Below are 16627 nucleotides of genomic sequence, written 5' to 3'. Positions count from 1 at the left end.
CGTTCAGTGCTCGCAGTGACAGTGCCGGGCGGCGGTGGAGTTGACTGCTGTTTCGCCGGCCGGCGCCGGCAGGTCAAACAGTTCGGCCAGCTGATCAATGCCGCGTTCAACATCGAAGACCCGCTGTACGCGCTGCTGGCCGGCCTGGCCCAGGGTGGTGCGCAGCGCAGGGTCGTGCAGAAGGCGTTGCAGTGCCGCTGTCAGCCCCGTTGCATCGCCGGGCTCCACCAGCCAGCCGGTGCGCTGGTGCTCAATCAGCTCGGGGATGCCGGAAATGCTGGTGCTCAGGCAGCACAATCCCTGACTCTGGGCTTCCATCAACACGTTGGGCAGGCCGTCGCGATCGCCATCATCGACGATCTTGCTGGCCAGTACGAAGAGATCCGAGGTGCGGTAGCTTTCCAGTACCTGTTTTTGCGGCAGGGCGCCGAGCCACTGGATACGCTGGTCTATGCCCAGTGCCTGTGCCTGCTGCTTGAGTCCGCCGAGCAGGGGACCGCCACCGATATGGGTCAGCTGCCAGGCGCATTCAGCCGGCAGTGCTGCCAGTGCGTTGAGCAGGTCGTCGTAGCCTTTCTTGGCGACGGCGCGACCCACCGATATCAGCCGTACCGGGTCCTGTGCCTGGCGGGCGTCACGCGACTGGGGCATGCTGGGCGGGGCCGAAAAGCGCCGAAAATCCAGCCCGTGATAGACCAGGTGTACCCTGGAAGGGTCAGCGGCAAGGCTCTGCAGGTAGTCGTGATTGGCGCCGGTGCAGGTGGCGAGCCAGGAGAGCTCGGCGAGTTTTTCGCGCAGCTCCCAGGGTTCGCTGGTCCAGATGTCCTTGGCGTGGGCCGATGCGCTCCAGGGCAGTCCGGTCAGCAGGGCGCAATAGCGCGTTACCGAGGCGGGTGTATGCAGAAAATGGGCGTAGAGCTGCTCGGTGCCCGGTGGCAGTTCTGCCGCCAGCACCATGGCCTGGCCCAGCCGGCGCACGCGGTTGCGGCTGCAATCGCGCTTGAGGTCCTGCCACCAGTGCTGCAGGCAGGTGCGGTATCCAGGCAGGCGGCGGGCTTTCCACCACCCCTTGAGTACGCGCAAGGGTTCCTGGTGCAGGTATTCGGGAAGGTAGAGCACCGGCGCCTGGATCTCGTCGTGTATCGGGTGAGTGGCCTTGTCGGTCGGGTGGCGCAGTGATGCCAGGGTAATATGCAGGCCCCGCTGCTCCAGTGCGCGTATTTCCTGGGCGATAAAGGTTTCCGACAGGCGTGGGTAGCCTTTCAGCACGAGGGTAATCTGTCGGCTCAAATTGTACTCCTTCAGGGCCGTGATCAGGGGTCAGACCGTCAGCAGGCGGGGTCCTTCGATCCAGCTGACCAGTTGCGTTGCCGATAATGTGCGGGTCAGTTGCTCAAGGAACGCCCAGCATTCCTGGTCATGATCCAGGTGATGCGTCATCAGGCCGCAGGGTTCGCTCGCATCGACCTGGCCGAGCCTGCGCGCTTCCAGGTTGGCGATAATGCGGTTCAGCACCTGCTCGGTACCGGCGAAGCGGCGTGCGCGCCAGTCGATAATGTCGATATGTACATTGATCTGCGCAGGGCCCACAGGTTCAGTCTCCCGAGGCCCCAGTACGGACAGGCGCCGATAGCCCAGCGCTGGCAGCAGGGGGAGCAGGTCGGTATCGATGCGGTTCCAGGGCGGGACCAGTATATCCAGTGCCTGGGCGCCAAATTGCTGTGTCAGGCGCGCCCGGCCGAGCTGCAGCTGGTGCAGGATTTCAGCCCGTGGCCGTGGGCCGCCCAGCTCACGCTTGCGCTCTCCAGGGGCGGCGTAGGGCCGGTGGTCGTAGCCGTGCTGCAGTACCCAGATACGGGGCTCCGCCGCCAGGCGTTGGGCGAGTGCCGATGTGCACAGGGCTGGAATCACGGCAAGACACAGGTCGATATCCTGACGCTGGGTGATGTCGATGAGCTGATCGAGGGCGGCGCTGGGCGCGACTGCATCGTCGTCGCGCCACCAGAAGGTCGCGGGCTCAGGCCAGCGTTCCAGTTCCTGCTGAAGTCGTTGCCAGGGTGTCATGCGCGCGGACCTTGCAGCAGTCCGAGCAGGTCGGCGGCGGCGTCGCGAGCGCCATCAAGGCGCAGCCTGGGTGGCTCCTGTGTGCTGTTGCTCTGCTGCAGTGCCTTGAGTGCGGCACGGCTGAGGCTCTGTGCGCAGAGGTCCGTTTCGTTGGCGATGCTGACGCGCCCGGCGCCGGCCAGCTGCTCTGCGCGGCTGATTTGTTCGGTTTCGCCACTGCCAATGTAAGGTACAACGACCGCCGGCACCTGGCTGACCAGCAGGTCCATGACCGTGTTGTAGCCGGCCTGGGAGATGGACAGCTCGGCGCCTGCCAGGCGGCTGACGAAGTCGTCACAAAAACGAATCAGCTGCAGCTCGGGCCCGTGCAATGAGTGCTGCAGCCGGTCGAAATCCGTCTGGGGCAGGTTGGGGCCCGCGATCAGGGTCCAGGGGCGCTTCGGCAGCAGGCCGGTACGCTGTGCCTCAATGGCGGCCTCCAGCAGGCGCAGGCCGACGGCCCCGCCACCGGCCGAGACGATGACGCCGTGCCGTGGTTTTGGCCCGGGCGCCGCAGGGGCAATGTAGCCGGTGTAGTGCAACCGCTGAGCGAGCCGGGGCGTCAGCCGGTAGCTGGCATCCAGGGGTGCGAAGCGCGGATCGCCATGGGCCCAGACCCGGCTGTAATATGTCTCGATCAGCTGCAGTGTTTCCAGCTCCCGCTCCGGGCTGCGCTGTTGCACGATATCGCGCAGCGAGCACACGAGCTGCGGGCGCGGCGTTTGCTGTCGTGCCCAGTCGAGTAGCGGGCGCAGTTCGAACCGCATCTGGCGCCGACCGAAGGGATACAGCTCGGTAATAATGGCATCGGGCCGAATCTGGGCCGCCAGCGCCAGCAGCTGGTCCCGGCGGCTGTGGCGCATCGTATCGCTGAGCGGGTTGCCTGACGCGTCCACCAGGGTGTTAAAGTTCGCATCCTGTGCTCGTATGGCGCTCAGGTAGTGGCACCGGGCGCCCGGAAAGGTGATCGAGGGGACTGGGTCGCCACCAAGCACCATCTGCACGTCAAGGCCCGCCTCGACCAGGCCTTCGCAGAGCAGGGCTGCGCGGCGCAAATGGCCGACACCCAGAAGATGCTGCACATAAAACAGTACGCGCGCGGGTGTGGTGTTCGGCGGGCTCATTGCGGCACCTGGCCGAACAGCTCGCCTATGCGTTCAGTGACGCTATCAAGCCCACCAAGCCACTCGGCCTTGTCGACGACGTTTGGGGGTGGCTGCAACGGTAGCTGCTGCAGGGCTTGCACCATCTCGGCGGTGGTGCGATCGCCGTCGGCATCCACCATGCTGATCAGGTTCAGGGCGGCGGCATTCTGTGCCCGGATCAGCTGCTCCTTGCGAGGAAAGCTGCGGGGCAGGATCAGCGCCGGGCGATTGAGGGAGAGGATTTCGCAGAAGGTGTTATAACCGCCCATGGCGACGACGGCACTGGCGTTGGCCATGAGCCGCTCCAGCTGCGCATCGAAGGTGATCATGTCCACGTTTTTCAGTGTCTCGGCGCGCTGCAGAAACTGCTGGCGTTCCGCCTGGGGCATAAAGGGGCCAAGCACAAACAGCGCCCGCCAGGGCAGTTGCGCACCGGATTCGTAGGCCCGCAGTACCCAGTCAGTCATCTCGATACCGTCGCCTCCGCCGCCGGGTGTCACCAGGATGTAGGGCGGTTCGGGGGCTGTATAGTCGACGGTGTTGGCGAACTCGGGGATTTCGCGGCGCAGATAGCCGGTGTAGCGCATCCCCGCCAGGGTGTCCGCATCGATTGGCAGGCCGCGCAGCGGGTTGCCCATGGCGCGGGGGCCATATACCCAGAGTTCGTCATACAGGCGCTCCAGTTCGCCAAAAACGCCCTTGGTGTGCCACTCGGCGGCCAGCAGGTCTGGCGCGTCCATGACGTCGCGCAGGCCCAGAATGGTCCGGGTCGGCGTGTCCTTGAGCATTTCCAGCGTGGCATGCACTTCGCCCTTCAGCCCCAACGGTTCCTTGTCGACCAGGAATATGTCCGGGGCGAAGGCCTTGGTCGTGTTCAGGATAATGCTTTCGCGCAGCGCCAGGGTATCGGCCAGGTCGATATGCAGCGCCAGGGAGGTATAGTCGCCATTGTGGAGTTTGATCACGCCGGGGATGCGGACAAAATCAACCCGGGCCTTGAAGTCGAAGCGGCCGATGATGGGCGATCCGGTCATGATCAGCACCGAGAGCCCCTTGTAGGCATCCACCATGGCATGGGCCAGTGCACGGCAGCGGCGCAGGTGGCCGAGACCGAAGGAATCGTGGCTGTAGATCAGCAAGCGACGGTTTTTCAAACTATTGCCTTATGCAACTGCGTCCATTTCTGGCGGCCATAGTAATGCACCGGCTCAGGGCTTGTATAGCCATGACCGGCGCGGCTATGACCTGGCTCAGGCAGATCCATCATCTTCATAGGGATTTTTGCCGTGGTCGTCGTCGATCCGATTACTGCGCAACAGGTCAGGATGCGTGGCCGCCTGGGCGGCTGCGGCGCCGACGATACTCAGGTGTGTGGCATCTTCCTGGTCGGATGTCTGCGCGGGGGGCAGGTTGTCGGGCAGCAGGACATGAACCGAACGGTGGGCGAAGCGAATGCCGTTGGCTTCCAGTGCGTCTTTCACCCGACGGTAGGCTTCGCGGCGAATGATCCACTGCTCGCCGGGTTTGCAGGTGAATTTCATGCGAAAGATCAGTGCTGATTCCTCGACCCGCATGACACCCTGGGACTTGAGTGGCAGCAGTATCTGTGGGCCCATTTCGGCGTCGTTGAGCATTTCCTGACCCACTTTTTTAATGATCTTGCGTACCTGCTCGATATCAGTGTCGTAGGGCAGGCGGAACTCGAGCTTCATGGTGACCCAGTCCCGTGACAGGTTCTTGACCGTGGCGATCTCGCTGTAGGGGATGGTCTGGACTGCGCCGAGGTGGTGACGCAGGCGCATGGAGCGCAGTGAGATCTGCTCGACGGTGCCGCGCAGGCCTGCGGCCTCGATGTACTCGCCGCGGCGAAAGGCATCATCCAGCAGGAAGAAGATGCCGGACAGTATGTCCTGCACCAGCTTCTGGGCACCGAACCCGATGGCGATACCTACTACGCCGGCCCCGGCGAGCAGGGGGCCGATCTCAATGCCGGTGACGCTCAGTGCCATCAATGCCACCACGATGACCAGAATCACGGAGGTGAAGCTGCGCACCAGTGGCAGCAGGGTTTCAGCTCTGGAAGCGCCCTCGGCGCCACCTTCGCCTTCAAGATTGGCGATGGCGTCATTCTCCTGGGGTTCGGGCAGGCGCCGTTCAATGGCGGACTGAATCACCTGCCAGCAGGTGTAGGCCAGCAACAGGATTACCATGATGTCGATGGCAACGCTGAGGCTGCGTTGTACCAGGGTTTCCTCCAGCATCGACATGGATGAAAAGCCAAAGGTTTCACTGAGGAAGAACAGGGTTACGCCCAGCAGGATCAGGCGGCTGCCGTTCTGAATGATGCGAATAAAGCTGCGCGAGCGCTGTTCGAAGGTATGGCTTTGGAGCCATGAAAACTGGCACATGCGGGAGAGCAGGGCATGCAGCAGCCGGTCGATGAGGATAAAGCCCAGTGTCAGCCACCATACAGGCTCTACGCTGTGGGCGGTTTCATAATTGCCGATAAAAACGTGGTAGCTCCAGATACACCAGAGCAGCATCAGCCAGATCGTGGCGAGCATTGGCCAGTTCTGGCGCAGTGTCTGGCGCATGGAAGAGGCCTGATCTGCTTCGGGATCGGCAAACAGTCGGGTGATGGTGTGGCGGTGATACCAGACGAAGGCGATGGCGATTAAATTCAGCAGCAGCCCGCCCAGCGGGACGGTAATGGCCGACAGAATGGGTTCAATGCCGTGATGGTAGACCAGCGCCAGGCCATTTTGAACGATGACATAGGTGATGGCGAAACCAATGACCCAGTGGTGCATGTCCTGGGCCTTTTCGCACTCCATTCGAAATGGGCGGATACCGCGGGCATAGGGTGCAAACAGCGAGCGCGACAGGATACTGACCAGGCGGATGATGCTGACTGCAATCAGCAGGGCCATCAGTGTCGGACGCAAGCCGGTGCCGGGGTCGTAGGCCAGCACCGGCAGCGCGAGTGCGCCGAGCACAAAGGCGCCAAGGCGCACCAGGTTCAGTGCGGACTGCAGCAGCAGATAGCCCACGCTGGTGGACAGGTCCTGGCACACCTGGCATGAAATGTCGGCGGACATGCGCCTGAGCTTCCAGCCCAGCAGGCCTTCGGCTGCCAGCCCCGACAGGAGCATCAGCGCAAAGGCTATCATCAGGTCGCTGAAGCCGTCCCAGCCGCGCTGATCGGTCAGCGAATCCCAGAAATGCTGTTGCTGCTGTGGCCAGCGGTGCAGGCTTTGTTGCAGCAGCGTAAGACGGCTTTCGAAATCGTTGGTCGGCGCCGGCATGCTTTGCAGCACGTCGTAGGGGTTGGGTCTGCGGGCAATGCTTTGCTGCTCGAGCTGGTCAATCAGCATCTGGCGCACTTCGCCGTCGCTCATCTGCGCAACTTTGCCGGTACTGCTGAGCCGCGCCTGTTCTTCAGTCGCCGTCGCCGCCAGGCCCAGGGCGCTGAACGCCAGCAGCAGGGACGTGAGTAGCAGGTTGCGCCAGAGAAGTCGGGTCATGGTGGGTTCCAGCCTTATTGTTCTGAAGAGTCGACACTCGGGGTATTGCAAGCATGCCAGAGAATGGGGCGCGGGTCAGTCTCTGGCGCGGGGATCACGGCGTTTTTGGTGCCGGCAGCGTCGTTTGGGCCGTGCCTGTTTATTGTCGATAAAGGCGCAGGAAGTCCGCCAGGCGGTGGATGGCGTCTTCAAGCTCATCCTGGCGCGGCAGGAATACCACACGGAAGTGTTGTGTGTCGGTCATGTTAAAGCCGCTGCCCTGGACCACCAGTACTTTCTGCTGCTGCAGCAGGTCCAGCACCATCTTCTCGTCGTTGTGGATCGGATACATTTGCGGATCCAGTTTCGGGAACAGGTACATGGCGGCCTTGGGGCGAACGCAGGAAACCCCGGGGATATCGTTGATCAGGCGCCAGGCGCTATCCATCTGGTCATACAGGCGTCCGCCCGGGACCGTCAGCTCGTTGATGCTTTGGTAGCCGCCCAGCGCTGTCTGAATCGCATGTTGCGCGGGCACATTTGCGCACAGGCGCATGCTGGCCAGCATGTCCAGGCCTTCAATGTAATCCCGTGCCAGGTGCTTGGGTCCGCTGACAATCAGCCAGCCGGAGCGAAAGCCAGCCGCACGGTAGGTCTTGGACAGACCGTTGAAGGTAATGCACAGCACGTCGTCGGCCAGGGAGGCGAGGGATGTGTGTTCGTGACCGTCGTACAGGATTTTGTCGTATATCTCATCGGCAAAGAGGATCAGGTCGTGCTCGCGGGCCAGGTCGATGATCTGTTGCAGCAGCTCCAGCGGGTAGAGCGCGCCGGTGGGGTTGTTGGGGTTTATCACCACAATACCCTTGGTACGCTCGGTAATCTTGCTGCGCATGTCGTCGATATCCGGGAACCAGTCGGCCTGCTCGTCACAGACGTAGTGGACCGGATTGCCGCCGGACAGGCTCACCGCTGCAGTCCACAGAGGATAATCGGGCGAAGGGATCAGCATTTCATCGTTATCGTTGAGCAGCCCCTGCATGGCCATGACAATCAGCTCGGATACGCCATTGCCGATGTAGATGTCCTCAATGGTGACGTGGCGAATGCCCTTGCGCTGGGTTTCCTGCATGACGGCCTTGCGCGCCGAAAAGAGCCCCTTGGAGTCGCAGTAGCCCTGTGCCGTTGGCAGGTTGTGAATGACGTCCTGCACGATTTCTTCCGGGGCTTCAAAGCCCCAGGGGGCAGGGTTGCCGATATTCAGCTTTAAGATGCGGTGGCCTTCTTCTTCAAGTCGCTTGGCCTCTTGCAGGACAGGGCCGCGGATGTCGTAGCAGACGTTGATCAGCTTGTTCGATTTTCTGATTACTGGCATGGTTGCAACCCTAAACTCCATTGCAGTTGCGATTGATTCGAGGCACTGCGACTGGCTGGACTCTATTTGGCGAAGTGCCTGTGTCCATTGGCGAAAAAGGGATAAATCATACGTCTTTTTGCAATGCAAAAGAATATGCGGCCACAGAATAGCGCCGGGCTATCCGTGCATTGCAGACAGGCATGCAAGATCAGGAGTGTAACAAGCGACGATGAAGTCTTTTCAGTGGCTGTACGAACATGTGGTTGAGCATCGCGCCGGGGAAAATATCGAGGCGCTGTTGCCGCAGCCACTGAGTACCTCGCAGCTGGCAGCTGTAGCCGATGACCGGCTGTTCTCGGACCTGTGCCGGCGGGTGTTTCGCGCAGGCTTAAAGCACTCGCTGGTGGATGCGCGCTGGCCGGCGTTCGAAGAGGCATTCTGGGGCTTTGATGCGCACAAGGTGGCGCTGATGTCGGACGAGCAGCTTGAGCGGTTGATGCACAATGACAAGCTGATCCGGCATTGGGGGAAGCTCAAGTCGGTCCGTGCCAATGCCTTTATGGTGACGGAGCTGGCAGCAATGCACGGCAGCTTTGCGCGTTTCCTGGCGGACTGGCCGCAGGATGATATTGTCGGGCTCTGGCTGTTGCTGAAAAAGCAGGGCGCGCAACTCGGCGGCAATTCGGGCCCAGCATTTCTCCGTATGGTGGGCAAGGACACCTTCATGCTGACTGACGATGTGGTTGCCGCCCTGATTGCTCAGGGGGTGGTGGACAAAAGACCGACGGCCCAGCGCGATCTGCGCCTGGTGCAGCAGGCCTTTAATCAGTGGCATGAAGAGTCGGGGCGACCGCTCTGTCAGATCAGCCGACTGCTAGCCATGACCGTCGGCTGGTAAGGCGCTGGCGCTTAACGCTGCTGGTTTATGAAATTCAGCAGCCTGGGATCGTTGAATGCACGGCTGAGGGTGTCGCTTGCCAGCAGGTTGAACAGAGTCTGATTCTTGGCCTCCGAGGGCGCAAGTGGAGACTGGTAGCGTTGTTCGGACTGGTATTTCCCAGTGAACGTGCGGCCGTTCATTTGCGCGACAAGCCGCAACTTCATCCGCAGGCGTACCTGTTGTTGAGTGCCCTGATGGCTGGCCTTGTAGGTCAGGTCGTCGAGCAGCAGCGTGAGCTTGAGTGTGTCACGCTGGCCGGTGCCAGCACCAAACCGATATACGCCCATCTGGCGCAGGCCCTGCTGTGCGCTGTTTAGCAGGGTGTAGCGCGCGTCCCGCGCCAGCGTGATAAACGCATTCTGTTCAAAACGCGATATGCGATGGCCAATGATTGGGGATTTGCGCAGGTCTTTTGCGTCCAGTTCGACCTGAATGCCGCCGGGCAGGCGCTGCTGCGCATCGATCTGGGGCTGCAGTTCAATCTGTTGTGGGCTCAGACTGGTGCAGCCGGTCACGAGAATGACAAGCAGGCAGAAAAAAAGCTGTTTGCAGCGGGGCATTATTTACTCCTGATCCTGAATAGTGTCTGGCTGCAGGCCGTCGATGAACGCTGCCAGATTGTCTGCGATCTTGCGAAGTGGTTTCTTGCCGGGCGCTTCGAGCCAGATGGTGCCATCACTGTTGTCCAGGCTGATGAACATGTCGTCAGGTTCGGTGCAGGCAAAGAATAGCGTGAGCGGCTGCTTGCTGCGGGCTTTCATCAGGGCGTGCCCGAGCAGGTTGCTGCGCAACCGCTCGCCATCTTCAGGGTTCCATAATTGCAGCAGGGAAAGTCGGCCGCACTGGTGGTGGGCAGGTAGCGGGTCGGACCAATAGCGGCTGTAGTATGTGATGATGTCCGGATGAATCGGCAGTTCCAGCGCCTGCCCGATTCGCTCGAAAAGGTCGCTGGGGCTTGACTGGCGCACGGGGCGCCACTGTGTCGGTTCGCCTGCTGCGGCATCGTCGACGTAGCAGGCCGAGTACCAATTTTCGTCGAAGGGGGTGAGGGGTAATCTGCCGGCGTGTTCTAGCTGGTATTCAAGCGCGCGATCAATGTAGCGATCAAGTGCCTGGGCGGTGCTGGCGCTGTGAGTCATTGCGTCACTCGGATCCGGATGAAATGTGGGTCTTGAGTGCAGTGCGCACTCCTCTAAAGTGCGGCTTACTCTATCTGTATCAGATTTGATTGTGCAAGGGCAGGAAGGTCAGCTGAATGCGAGGTTAGCATGCCAGGGCCAGAGTGTTCATTGATGGAGTGCGGAATGGCCTGGGGCTGAGTCTCAGTCTGGCGGACGTAAATTAAAGCTGATGCCTGGATATGCTTTTTTGTATGAAAAGTGTTCAGCATGAAAATGACTTAAAAAAAATGCCGCTAAACGTTTGACAGCACTCGAAAAATCATTAGAATTCGCACTCCGTTCTGAGGCAACAGCTTGTTTGGAACGGTTGATTTGAGGGGTGGTTGATGTGTAATCTTCCCTCGGTCAGGCTGCGGAGTGGTAGTTCAGTTGGTTAGAATACCTGCCTGTCACGCAGGGGGTCGCGGGTTCGAGTCCCGTCCATTCCGCCACTTTTCTGAAGTGGTAAAGTATGAAGGTAAGACTTCGTTTCAAAGTGCTGAGGCGTCGTATTAACAGCCAGCGTTATGGGCGAATAGCTCAGTTGGGAGAGCGTCTGCCTTACAAGCAGAGGGTCGGGGGTTCGAACCCCTCTTCGCCCACCATAACGGAGTGGTAGTTCAGTTGGTTAGAATACCTGCCTGTCACGCAGGGGGTCGCGGGTTCGAGTCCCGTCCATTCCGCCACTTTTTTAAGTGGAAAGGTAAGACTTCGTTTCAAAGTGCTGAAGCGTCGTATTAGCAGCCAGCGTTATGGGCGAATAGCTCAGTTGGGAGAGCGTCTGCCTTACAAGCAGAGGGTCGGGGGTTCGAACCCCTCTTCGCCCACCATAACGGAGCGGTAGTTCAGTTGGTTAGAATACCTGCCTGTCACGCAGGGGGTCGCGGGTTCGAGTCCCGTCCGTTCCGCCACTTGCTTTGTGTGAGTGGATAGCTAGAAAATTGGTGTTGGGGTCACAGGTTGGAAATCTGCCTGTCAGCTTATCACAGGTGCGGTCGGGGATTCAGTCCCGTCCATTCCACCACTTTTTAAGTGGACTTCGTTTCAAAGTGCTGAAACGTCGTATTAACAGCCAGCGTTATGGGCGAATAGCTCAGTTGGGAGAGCGTCTGCCTTACAAGCAGAGGGTCGGGGGTTCGAACCCCTCTTCGCCCACCATAACGGAGCGGTAGTTCAGTTGGTTAGAATACCTGCCTGTCACGCAGGGGGTCGCGGGTTCGAGTCCCGTCCGTTCCGCCACTTCTTTGAAGTGGCTTTTTTTTGCCTGTTTTTTGATGTGCTCGCTGGCGGCGGGTGCTTTTCCTGTCTGCGCGGCGTGTGTCTTTCCCGCTATCCACATTCCCGTCGTTGTCCGTCTGGACGCGTCTTTGGCGTGCTCTGCGCTTGTGCCGTCCTGTATGAATAGGCAGGAAGTATCTGATCTGTTAGCGTGAGCGCCCATGAGCAATCGTCGTTTTAATCCCTTTGAAAGTACTGCCAGGCCTGCGTTGCAACTGTTGCAGCTGGATCTGTATCGTCGTGCGGGTATAGAGGTCTGGATACTGCGCCTCGACAAGGTGCATCCCCTTATCAGTGGCAACAAGTGGTACAAGCTTAAATATACGCTGCAGGATCTGGTGAGGCGGGGAGAGAAGCGCGTGCTCACCTTTGGCGGAGCCTATTCAAATCATGTGCATGCGCTTGCATTTGCCGGCCAAGCGATGGGCATCGAGACGATCGGTGTCATTCGAGGTGAGCCCGCCTATGCTGCAAATCCGACCCTGACGGATGCCAGAAGCTGGGGTATGAAGCTCGAATTCGTTGATCGGGCAACCTACCGGAGCAGACGCGATCCTGATTTTGAGCTGCAATTGCACAGGCGTTTTGGTGATTTTGGGCTTGTTGCCGAAGGGGGCTTCGGTCCGCTGGGGCTGTTGGGTTGTCGTGAAATTATTGCAGGCCTTGATGGGGTTGCTGGGTTTGACTTGATCTGTGTGGCGGCTGGTACCGGGGGGACCCTGGCCGGGCTGCTTGCGGCCAAACCTGTTTCGAGTCGTCTGCTGGGTTTTTCGGCGCTTAAGGGCGGTGACTTTCTTAGTCAGGATATCATCACCTTGCTGCAGCAGGCCGGTGAGGCGGATCCCGGTGGCTGGACACTGCAGCTGGATGCCCACTGTGGCGGCTATGCTCGCACAACACCCCTGCTGGCGGCGTTCATGGCGGCTTTTCGGCAGAAGACCGGTGTGACGCTGGATCCTGTGTACACGGGCAAGATGCTGCTGCGCTTCAATCAGATGGTGGCTGACGGGGAGGTTGTCCCGGGTTCCCGAGTGCTGTTAATCCATAGCGGTGGGCTGCAAGGGCTTAGAGGAATGGAAAAAACATTGTACGATCAAGAGCATGCTCACCGTGGCGGGCTGCCGCTTTGAACGATCAGGTTAACAACAGGATGGTTAGATGGACGATTTTCGAAATGTAGGCTTGATCGGGCGCCTTGGCAGCAAGTCGGTAATTGATACGCTTAAGCAGCTGATTCGCTTTCTGAATGACCGCGGTCTCAATACGGTATTGGATGAGCGTATTTCCGATACGATACCGGGGCACGGCCAGCAGACCTGCAAACAGAAAATGATGGGCGAGATCTGCGACCTGGTCATTGTTGTTGGTGGTGATGGCAGCCTGTTGGGCGCGGCGCGGGCATTGTCGCCTTCCCATGTGCCGGTTCTGGGCGTTAACCGCGGTAATCTGGGATTTCTCACCGATATATCGCCGGCCGATATAGAGGCGAAGGTCGCCGAGGTGCTGGATGGCAAGTACACGGTAGAGAGTCGCTTTCTGCTCGACATGGTCGTTAAGCGCGAGGGGGAGCCGATCGGGGAGGGGACGGCCCTGAACGATATAGTGCTGCACCCCGGTAAGGCGACGCGCATGATTCAATTCGAGTTGTTCATCGAGGGGCAGTTTGTTTACACGCAGCGTTCCGATGGTCTGATTGTGGCGACGCCCACCGGATCTACTGCCTATTCGCTGTCCGGTGGAGGCCCGATCATGTCGCCCAAGCTGGATGCGGTGGTGCTGGTGCCCATGTTCCCTCACACGTTGTCCAGCCGTCCAATCGTGGTGGATGGCAACAGTGAACTCAAATTGGTGATCAGTGAGAATAACAAAACGTACCCTACTGTATCCTGTGACGGTCAGCTAAGTTTCAGCCTGGCACCAGGCGATGTGATCACCATTCACAAGAAGCCGCACAAGCTCAAGTTGCTGCATCCGCTCAATTATGATTTTTACCGTACCTGTCGCGAAAAGCTCGGGTGGGGGACAAGGTTGGGAGGTTGATGTGCAAAATGTAAAGGGCTTTGACCTCATTGGCGATGTGCACGGCTGTGCGGCCAGTTTGGCTCTGCTGCTGGAGCGCCTCGGTTATCGTCTCCAGCGGGGCATTTATCGCCATCCTGATCGTCAGGCACTGTTTGTTGGCGATATTATCGACCGGGGGCCGCGCATCCGTGAGTCGCTTCACCTGGTGCGTGATATGGTCGAGGCAGACAGCGCTCAGGTGGTGATGGGGAATCATGAGTATAACTTTCTCTGCTATAGCACGCCGGGGCGTCCGGGTTCCGGTCTCGAGTATTTGCGTTCCCATACGCCGCGCCATCATCGAGTGCTGAAGGAAACCCTGGAGGCCTTTGAGCGCCACCCGCAGGAGCTGCATGATTTTCTTGTCTGGATTCGGGATATGCCGATCTTTCTGGAGTTCGAGCATTTTCGAATGATTCACGCCTGCTGGCCCCATGCCTTGCTCGAACGCTTTTCGCGTGAGTACGGAGGAAACCGTATCAGCGAGGCGTTTTTGCATCGCTCGGTCGAGCCGGGCCGGTTCGAGTGTGAATTGATGGATCGTGCGCTGCGTGGTACCCAGATGAAGTTGCCAGACGGGGCGGTTATCACCAGCAAGGATGGCTATCAGCGACGCTATTTTCGTACCAAGTTCTGGGTCGAGTCGGCCAAGTATTACGGTGATATTGTGTTTCAGCCCGACCCGCTGCCGGAGTCGATCGCCCGTATGAAGCTGACTGCGCAAGACCGTACGCAGCTGCTGCATTATGGTGAGGATGAGAAACCGCTGTTCGTGGGGCATTATTGGCGCGATGGCGAGCCTGCCCCCATTACCCCCAATATTGCCTGCATTGACTACAGCGCGGTCAAGTTTGGCAAGCTGGTCGCTTACCGTTATGACCATGAACCCCGTATTGATCCTGCCAAGTTTGTCTGGGTCGATGTTGGGCGTGAATTACGTGAGCCGACAGAGGATAAATCACAGTGATCAAGGTGCTGGAAGTGCCTCTGGCCCAGGATTTGAGGGGCTTTACCGAGTGTCTTTGGCAGCAGCGTGTGCCCCATCGGGTGGTGGAGCGGGGAGCGGTGCAGGAGTTGTGGATATCCAGTCAGGTGGATGCTCAGCAGGTGCTGGCGCTTTACCAGTTGTGGCGAGAGGGGGCCGACTTGAGTGTGCTCAAGGCGCCACGGGCGCGTTCCGCCGGGCTCTTGAATGTGACCGCGCTTCGTCAGGCCTGGCTCACTGTACTGCTGATCATCGGCAGTGTGCTGGTGTCGCTGCTGGTGGGTTTTGGCGACAATATCGACTGGATGCGCCGTTTCGCCCTGGTGGATTTCCAGGTGCGTGGCGACAGTGTTTATTACGCAGGCCTTGAAGCCACCCTGGCAGCGGGGCAGTTTTGGCGCCTGTTTACACCGGCGCTGATGCATTTCAGCTTGCCACATATTCTGTTCAATCTGCTCTGGGTGTGGGTGGCTGGGCGTGGTATCGAGTATCTGCATGGCCGCTGGGTGCTGCTGGGGCTGGTCATGTTTTCGGCGCTTGTGTCAAATCTGGCCCAGTTCTGGGTCAGTGGCCCGATGTTCGGTGGCATGTCGGGCGTGGTCTTTGCGTTACTGGGCTATGCCTGGTTGTGGGACAAGCGAGCAGGCCGGCCTGCTATCGGACTGCCGCCTGCGCTGATGGGGCTGATGGTGCTGTGGCTGGTACTGGGGTTTACCGGTGTACTTGAATATATCGGTGTGGGTGCCATCGCCAATACGGCTCATCTGGCTGGGCTGGTAGCGGGGCTGCTGTGGGCCTGGTGGCGCAGCCTGTTTGCCGTCAGGCACTGAGACTCAATAGGTGGCGATCCTGTTGCGCGATGTGGGGCTTTTCTTGCGCTCCACGGTGTCTAGACGGTTCAGCCCCGGCGGTACACTCTGGTACACTGCGTGCGAATCAAGTGCGCAGGCCATCTGGCTGATGGTCAGAGAGTGTGGAGTGTAGTGAATGAATTACGAACAGCTAATTGAATCCATGACCCCCGAAATGCATCGCTCGCTCAAACTGGCGGTGGAAATCGGAAAGTGGCCCAACGGTGAGCGCCTGAGCGACGAGCAGCGTACCCTGTGCCTGCGCGCTGTTATCGCCTATGACCAGAGTCGGCTGCCCGAGTCACAGCGCACCGGATATATTGATCGCTCAAAGCCCGATGGCACGCAGCATGGCAGCGATCCGCTGCAGCCTCAGCCCCTCAAAATTCTCAACTAGGCTCTAATTTTTCATGCAAGTACTGGCACAGGGCGAGCTGCGCAAAATGCGTACCGAGCTGACCGACGGCAAGGCGCACTATCAACTGGTCTGTGGCGAGCAGCAACTACCGCTCAATGCGCTTCTTGGGCAGCGAATCGGCATTCGCTACAGCGGCGCGATTAAATGTCTGCATTGCGGCAGAAAAACCAAGAAAAGTTTCGCTCAGGGGTATTGCTACCCCTGCTTTACCAAGCTGCCCGAGTGTGACAGCTGCATCATGAGCCCGGAAAAGTGTCACTTTCACCTGGGCACCTGTCGCGACCCCGCCTGGGGCGAGCAGTTCTGTTTCCAGACTCATATCGTCTATCTGGCCAATTCATCCGGTATCAAGGTCGGCATAACCCGCGCGACTCAGGTGCCCACGCGCTGGATTGATCAGGGCGCAGTGCAGGCGCTGCCGATTCTGCGGGTCGACTCGCGTCTGCAATCGGGTGTGGTTGAGCATTTGTTCAAGGATCAGGTGGCGGACAAAACCAACTGGCGCACGATGCTCAAGGGTGGCATTGCGCCGCTGGACCTGAAGGTCGAGCGCGATCGGCTGTTTGAAGGCAGTGCCCGGGGTCTGGCGGAGCTGGAGCAGCGCTTCGGGCTGCAGGCTCTGCAGCGCCTGAACGCCGACGAAGTGTCGATCGAGTATCCCGTATTGAACTATCCGCTCAAGGTCAGCTCTCTTAACCTGGATAAAACACCTGAAATCAGCGGGCAGCTCTTGGGTATCAAGGGGCAGTATCTGATACTGGACACCGGCGTGATCAACTTACGCAAATACACCTCCTACGAGGTGGAATTTTGTTCCGAATAGGAT

At 59.4% G+C, this 16627-nt stretch carries 15 protein-coding genes and 7 tRNA genes; 14 read left to right on the top strand and 8 right to left on the bottom strand.

Translation table 11 applies throughout. The features are described from left to right. Positions 1–3: 3 nt before the first annotated feature. The 6 genes from F451_RS0103135 to F451_RS0103110 form a co-directional block, all read right to left on the bottom strand. Positions 4–1290: a glycosyltransferase family 4 protein gene (locus tag F451_RS0103135; protein ID WP_020679896.1), complete on the bottom strand. Its 1287-nt coding sequence runs from the start codon at positions 1288–1290 to the stop codon at positions 4–6. A 30-nt stretch (positions 1291–1320) separates the two neighbouring features. Further along, positions 1321–2064 carry a polysaccharide deacetylase family protein gene (locus F451_RS24640; protein WP_020679895.1) on the bottom strand — a complete coding sequence of 248 codons (744 nt, stop codon included), beginning with the start codon at positions 2062–2064 and terminating at the stop codon, positions 1321–1323. After that, positions 2061–3227, bottom strand: a complete 1167-nt coding sequence (locus F451_RS0103125; protein WP_020679894.1) for a glycosyltransferase family protein — start codon at positions 3225–3227, stop codon at positions 2061–2063. Before F451_RS0103125 ends, F451_RS24640 begins: the two co-directional genes overlap by 4 nt. Continuing rightward, positions 3224–4402 carry a glycosyltransferase family protein gene (locus F451_RS0103120; protein ID WP_020679893.1) on the bottom strand — a complete coding sequence of 393 codons (1179 nt, stop codon included), beginning with the start codon at positions 4400–4402 and terminating at the stop codon, positions 3224–3226. The genes F451_RS0103125 and F451_RS0103120 overlap by 4 nt, the downstream gene beginning before the upstream one ends. A 96-nt stretch (positions 4403–4498) precedes the next feature. Beyond that, positions 4499–6772, bottom strand: coding sequence for a mechanosensitive ion channel family protein (locus tag F451_RS24635; protein ID WP_020679892.1), 2274 nt, complete (start codon positions 6770–6772; stop codon positions 4499–4501). A gap of 139 nt (positions 6773–6911) precedes the next feature. Further along, on the bottom strand, positions 6912–8126 hold the full coding sequence (locus F451_RS0103110; RefSeq protein ID WP_020679891.1) for a pyridoxal phosphate-dependent aminotransferase: 1215 nt from the start codon (positions 8124–8126) through the stop codon (positions 6912–6914). Positions 8127–8337: 211 nt separating this feature from the next. Between F451_RS0103110 and F451_RS0103105 the strand changes: the two genes are divergently transcribed. After that, positions 8338–9006 (top strand): DNA-3-methyladenine glycosylase I, encoded by a 669-nt coding sequence (locus F451_RS0103105; protein WP_020679890.1) that lies wholly within the window; start codon positions 8338–8340, stop codon positions 9004–9006. Positions 9007–9017: 11 nt separating this feature from the next. Here the strand turns inward: F451_RS0103105 and F451_RS0103100 are convergent, their stop codons facing one another. Both F451_RS0103100 and syd read right to left on the bottom strand, forming a co-directional pair. Continuing rightward, entirely contained in the window at positions 9018–9608 is a 591-nt protein-coding gene (locus F451_RS0103100) for a YajG family lipoprotein (protein WP_020679889.1), read from the bottom strand. Between the two features lie 3 nt (positions 9609–9611). Continuing rightward, positions 9612–10187 carry a SecY-interacting protein gene (syd, locus tag F451_RS0103095; RefSeq protein ID WP_020679888.1) on the bottom strand — a complete coding sequence of 192 codons (576 nt, stop codon included), beginning with the start codon at positions 10185–10187 and terminating at the stop codon, positions 9612–9614. Positions 10188–10583: 396 nt separating this feature from the next. Here syd and F451_RS0103090 point away from each other — a divergent pair. The 13 genes from F451_RS0103090 (at position 10584) to F451_RS0103030 (ending at position 16624) form a co-directional block, all read left to right on the top strand. Next, positions 10584–10660: transfer RNA gene (locus F451_RS0103090), tRNA-Asp, on the top strand. A 77-nt stretch (positions 10661–10737) separates the two neighbouring features. Next, positions 10738–10813: transfer RNA gene (locus tag F451_RS0103085), tRNA-Val, on the top strand. A gap of 4 nt (positions 10814–10817) precedes the next feature. Next, positions 10818–10894, top strand: a tRNA-Asp gene (locus tag F451_RS0103080). A gap of 68 nt (positions 10895–10962) precedes the next feature. Further along, positions 10963–11038 (top strand) — tRNA-Val (locus F451_RS0103075). Positions 11039–11042: 4 nt separating this feature from the next. Then, positions 11043–11119: transfer RNA gene (locus F451_RS0103070), tRNA-Asp, on the top strand. Positions 11120–11290: 171 nt separating this feature from the next. Continuing rightward, positions 11291–11366 (top strand) — tRNA-Val (locus F451_RS0103065). Between the two features lie 4 nt (positions 11367–11370). Beyond that, positions 11371–11447 (top strand) — tRNA-Asp (locus tag F451_RS0103060). 200 nt (positions 11448–11647) lie between these two features. Then, the gene (locus F451_RS0103055; protein ID WP_020679887.1) at positions 11648–12616 is read left to right on the top strand and encodes a 1-aminocyclopropane-1-carboxylate deaminase/D-cysteine desulfhydrase; all 969 of its coding nucleotides are present in this window, start codon (positions 11648–11650) and stop codon (positions 12614–12616) included. Positions 12617–12644: 28 nt separating this feature from the next. Continuing rightward, positions 12645–13526: an NAD(+) kinase gene (locus F451_RS0103050; RefSeq protein ID WP_020679886.1), complete on the top strand. Its 882-nt coding sequence runs from the start codon at positions 12645–12647 to the stop codon at positions 13524–13526. Between the two features lies 1 nt (position 13527). Then, positions 13528–14514 carry a metallophosphoesterase gene (locus F451_RS0103045; protein ID WP_020679885.1) on the top strand — a complete coding sequence of 329 codons (987 nt, stop codon included), beginning with the start codon at positions 13528–13530 and terminating at the stop codon, positions 14512–14514. Further along, positions 14511–15362 (top strand): rhomboid family intramembrane serine protease, encoded by an 852-nt coding sequence (locus tag F451_RS0103040; protein ID WP_020679884.1) that lies wholly within the window; start codon positions 14511–14513, stop codon positions 15360–15362. Before F451_RS0103045 ends, F451_RS0103040 begins: the two co-directional genes overlap by 4 nt. A gap of 157 nt (positions 15363–15519) precedes the next feature. Then, positions 15520–15780, top strand: coding sequence for a YeaC family protein (locus F451_RS0103035; protein ID WP_020679883.1), 261 nt, complete (start codon positions 15520–15522; stop codon positions 15778–15780). Positions 15781–15793: 13 nt separating this feature from the next. Then, positions 15794–16624, top strand: coding sequence for a DUF2797 domain-containing protein (locus F451_RS0103030; protein ID WP_020679882.1), 831 nt, complete (start codon positions 15794–15796; stop codon positions 16622–16624). Positions 16625–16627: the final 3 nt, after the last annotated feature.

It is taken from the genome of Marinobacterium rhizophilum DSM 18822 (genome assembly GCF_000378045.1).
GTDB classification, from domain to species: Bacteria; Pseudomonadota; Gammaproteobacteria; order Pseudomonadales; family Balneatricaceae; genus Marinobacterium_A; species Marinobacterium_A rhizophilum.
Note: the sequence above shows the minus strand (reverse complement) of the source record. Positions and strands in the feature narration are given on the sequence as shown.

Bases quoted from the DNA above. Each gene is read 5' to 3' on its own strand.
- F451_RS24640 (WP_020679895.1), bottom strand. From the start codon at position 2,064: ATGACACCCTGGCAACGACTTCAGCAGGAACTGGAACGCTGGCCTGAG.
- F451_RS0103125 (WP_020679894.1), bottom strand. From the start codon at position 3,227: ATGAGCCCGCCGAACACCACACCCGCGCGCGTACTGTTTTATGTGCAG.
- F451_RS24635 (WP_020679892.1), bottom strand. From the start codon at position 6,772: ATGACCCGACTTCTCTGGCGCAACCTGCTACTCACGTCCCTGCTGCTG.
- F451_RS0103110 (WP_020679891.1), bottom strand. From the start codon at position 8,126: ATGCCAGTAATCAGAAAATCGAACAAGCTGATCAACGTCTGCTACGAC.
- F451_RS0103105 (WP_020679890.1), top strand. From the start codon at position 8,338: ATGAAGTCTTTTCAGTGGCTGTACGAACATGTGGTTGAGCATCGCGCC.
- F451_RS0103100 (WP_020679889.1), bottom strand. From the start codon at position 9,608: ATGCCCCGCTGCAAACAGCTTTTTTTCTGCCTGCTTGTCATTCTCGTG.
- syd (WP_020679888.1), bottom strand. From the start codon at position 10,187: ATGACTCACAGCGCCAGCACCGCCCAGGCACTTGATCGCTACATTGAT.
- F451_RS0103055 (WP_020679887.1), top strand. From the start codon at position 11,648: ATGAGCAATCGTCGTTTTAATCCCTTTGAAAGTACTGCCAGGCCTGCG.
- F451_RS0103050 (WP_020679886.1), top strand. From the start codon at position 12,645: ATGGACGATTTTCGAAATGTAGGCTTGATCGGGCGCCTTGGCAGCAAG.
- F451_RS0103035 (WP_020679883.1), top strand. From the start codon at position 15,520: ATGAATTACGAACAGCTAATTGAATCCATGACCCCCGAAATGCATCGC.
- F451_RS0103030 (WP_020679882.1), top strand. From the start codon at position 15,794: ATGCAAGTACTGGCACAGGGCGAGCTGCGCAAAATGCGTACCGAGCTG.